At 60.0% G+C, this 3265-nt stretch carries 4 protein-coding genes, 1 tRNA gene and 1 pseudogene; 1 reads left to right on the forward strand and 5 read right to left on the reverse strand.

What is annotated here, in order from left to right:
• Positions 1 to 565 (forward strand): annotated as a pseudogene (locus tag FFS27_RS30735) (cyclic di-GMP phosphodiesterase); the annotation flags it as partial.
• Between the two features lie 58 nt (positions 566 to 623).
• Here the strand turns inward: FFS27_RS30735 and FFS27_RS30740 are convergent.
• From FFS27_RS30740 to FFS27_RS30760, 5 genes are all read right to left on the reverse strand, one after another.
• A complete protein-coding gene (locus FFS27_RS30740; protein WP_019682186.1) occupies positions 624 to 1031 on the reverse strand; it encodes a hypothetical protein in 408 nt (135 codons plus the stop codon).
• 118 nt (positions 1032 to 1149) lie between these two features.
• The gene (locus FFS27_RS30745) at positions 1150 to 1491 is read right to left on the reverse strand and encodes a hypothetical protein (RefSeq protein ID WP_003120049.1); all 342 of its coding nucleotides are present in this window, start codon (positions 1489 to 1491) and stop codon (positions 1150 to 1152) included.
• A gap of 273 nt (positions 1492 to 1764) precedes the next feature.
• Positions 1765 to 2133 carry a PA-I galactophilic lectin gene (lecA, locus tag FFS27_RS30750; RefSeq protein WP_003090046.1) on the reverse strand — a complete coding sequence of 123 codons (369 nt, stop codon included), beginning with the start codon at positions 2131 to 2133 and terminating at the stop codon, positions 1765 to 1767.
• Between the two features lie 415 nt (positions 2134 to 2548).
• Positions 2549 to 2635: transfer RNA gene (locus tag FFS27_RS30755), tRNA-Leu, on the reverse strand.
• A gap of 113 nt (positions 2636 to 2748) precedes the next feature.
• A partial coding sequence (locus FFS27_RS30760; RefSeq protein ID WP_256659778.1) for a sensor histidine kinase occupies positions 2749 to 3265 on the reverse strand: 517 nt, incomplete at its 5' end.

Raw genomic sequence — 3265 nt, forward strand, 5'->3', positions numbered from 1 at the left:
CCCCCTCAGCGACTGGGTGCTGCGCCATGCCATGGCCCAGCTGGCGCAATGGAACGCACGGAACATCCCGCTCAGGCTGGCGATCAACGTATCGGCATCGGACATGGAAGACAGCAGCTTCCTGGAAGAGGCCGTCAGACTCGCCAAAACCTACGACATCGACCTTTCCGCCCTCGAGCTGGAATTCACCGAAAGCGTCCTCATCCGCGACGCCTCGGCGGTCGGCTCGGTGCTGCTGCGTGCCCGGGAGCTTGGCATGGGCATCGCCGTGGACGACTTCGGCACCGGCTACAGCAACTGGACCTACCTGCGCGACCTGCCGGTCACCGCCATCAAGCTCGATCAATCATTCACCCGCGACCTCGCCGGCTCGCCGAAGGCGCAGAGCGTCACCCAGGCGGTGATCGGCCTGGCCAGCCAGTTGGGTTATCGGGTGGTCGCGGAAGGCATCGAGACCCACGACACCTTCCACCTGCTGCAGGCCTGGGGCTGCCACGAGGGCCAGGGCTATCTGATCGCCCAGCCGATGCTGCCGGAGCAACTGGAGGACTGGCTGCGGCGCTAGCCGACGCAGGCACGTGGAATGGGCCGTACCAGCATGCTCGCCAGCCTCAGCGCGTCGCTCAGGGACTGGCGAGCAAGGCCCAGACCAGATAGATCGAGTAAAGGGTCAGGAGTATCAGTGCCGACAGCACCGCTCTGCTGGCATGGCGCGCAGCCACCCAGCGGGAGTTGCGCCCGCAGCGCCAGACCACGACGAGGCTGAGGCACAGGTAGGCCAGCCTCACCAGCTCGACACCGATCATTCCCCACAAGGTCAGGGCCACCGCATGTTCGCCGGGAGCTTCCTGCATCAGCGGATCGACAATGGCCACCATCGCCTGCCTGGCGGCGACACTGAGCAATAAGAACCCCGCAGCGAAGAACAGCCAGAATGCCTTCCACAGCGGCTGCCCACCGGAAAGGAAACCTCTCGCAGTCAGCTTCTCGTCGGCCAGGTCGGCCTCTGGGGTCTTGTATGGGTGCTCCATGCCCTGGGTCCTCCCTGCAAACGGGCACCCTAGCACATCCCGATCCGCTCGCCTTCTTCAGCGGGCGGCAGACCGTCCGTTGCACCTCGCGATATTTCCAGCGCTCGGCCGAGCGTCTCTAGCGCGGGCAGGAGACCTGCGTGCCTTCCACCTTGCGGATGTGATCGCGATAGGAGCCGGAAACCAGGATCGATTGCGTGCCGCCCTTCTCGCTGAGAATGCCATCGCAACTGTAATCGCAGCCAGCCTCGATGCTGAGGCACACGTCCTGTCCCTCGAAACGGTACAGGTTGGCAGGCCACCCCGTGCAATCGTACAGGCCTGCACCAGGGCATTCGACGGCCTCGAGTCTTCCGGCAACGACGATGGTCGAACCTGCCATGTCCTTGAGTTCCTCCGCGGCGCCAGCGGCAATGGAGAAGAGAGCGGGAAATACAACCAGGGAAAGTCGGCAGGGCATCGGCTTCGGTACTGTCTACTATGTGGACGGAATTCTGAATCGGGTCAGGAATCGATATTCCCGTTCAGACCGAAGCGTGTTGAAGCAGTTCCCCGCCCCTACTCGCTCGGTTTCCCACGACCGCGGCAGCCCCAGGAGTTCGAAACCCTTGTCATTGGTAGTCGCAACTGCGAAGCGCTGCCTGTCCGTTCATACCGGCCACACGGGCAACTTCACTTTATTTGTATTTAAAAAAAGAGCCCATTCGGGCCCTTTTTTTTCAGAGACAAGTTATCAGGACTGATCCTTTCCAATATTGACGCTGAACGAGCCGGAGTTGTTGCCATAGGTTCCGGGCACGTCGTTGTAGATAAGAGTGATTGCGCCCTGGACATTACTGGGTGCAACCCAACGGAACAACCCGGTATTGACCGGAATGGTTCCGCTGTTGCCAATCTTCATGACCAGCGCGCCACAAAACGCATCGTGGCAGATCAGCCCTTGGTCCGGATGCTCCCGATCGCCCTGCGGCCCCCATTTCTGGGTAGGTCCGTAACTGGCCCAACCGGCGGCGACGATGGTAATGACATCGCCCGGATTGTAGATAATCGACGTTACCTGCCCTGCTTCGTTATTAGCCAGAACCTCACCTTTCCAAGCCATGATTGATCTCCGATATATGAATTCCTGTTCATAAACGAAAGAGGCGAAAAACCCTGATTCGCGATCCTTCCCTGTCAGCAAAGCACAGCAACGAGGAAGTACCGCCTACCAATTCATGCAGGAGAAAAGAGGATAATTCCGCCAGTGAATTGAATATATTCGGAAAGGAAATTAAAAAGCAGGAGCAGAAGATAACGACAAAAAATCAAACTTCCAAAGACAACTACTTCAAGCTGAACAAACACTCCCGCTCGCCAGCCAGGGCGAACCCTATACGGAGCCGTACTAGAATGAAACGCCTCCAAGGCCGAGGAGGGAAAGAAGGCAACGTCGACTCGTTGACTGCCGCGCGATTGCGGGCCAGAAGAAAATCGGGGAAGGAGCGCAGAAGTCGGCTGAACGCCAGGAAACACGATGGTGCCCGGAGCCGGGGTCGAACCGGCACGGGGTTACCCCCGAGGGATTTTAAGTCCCTTGCGTCTACCGATTTCGCCATCCGGGCAGGATCTCGCTTCAAGTGAGCCGGCAATGGGAACCAAACCGGCATCCCAACCTGAGACCCACCCCAAACGGTAGATAAATCATTGTCTTACGTTACCTTAAGCGGCGCAACAGTTAATTTCCGTGGGCTCCGCCCAGGTTGCCAGGCGATTCCAGGGGAAGCACGATCCGGAAAGCGCTGCCGACTCCCGGCTGGCTGCGCACCTCGATGGTGCCGCCGTGTTTCTGGACGATGCCGTAGGAGAGCGACAACCCCAGGCCGGTCCCCTTGCCTACCGGCTTGGTGGTGAAGAACGGATCGAAGATGCGCGGCAGGATCTGGGGGGAGATGCCCTGCCCCGAGTCTTCCACCTCGATCCAGGCATGCTCCAGGGTATGCCCCGTGCGAATCACGATGCGACCCCGCTCAGGCCCCATCGCCTGGGCCGCGTTCATCACCAGGTTCATCACCACCTGGTTGATCTGCGACGGCAGGCACTTCACCTCGGGCAGATCGCCGTATTCGCGGACCACGTCGGCCCGGTACTTCAGTTCGCTGGCGACGATATTGAGGGTCGACTCGATCCCCTGGTGCAGATCGGTCCACTGCCAGTCGTCCTCGGCGTCGACGCGGGAGAAGTTCTTCAGGTCC

Source organism: Pseudomonas sp. 2VD, from assembly GCF_005503585.1.
In the GTDB taxonomy this organism is placed as follows: domain Bacteria; phylum Pseudomonadota; class Gammaproteobacteria; order Pseudomonadales; family Pseudomonadaceae; genus Pseudomonas; species Pseudomonas aeruginosa.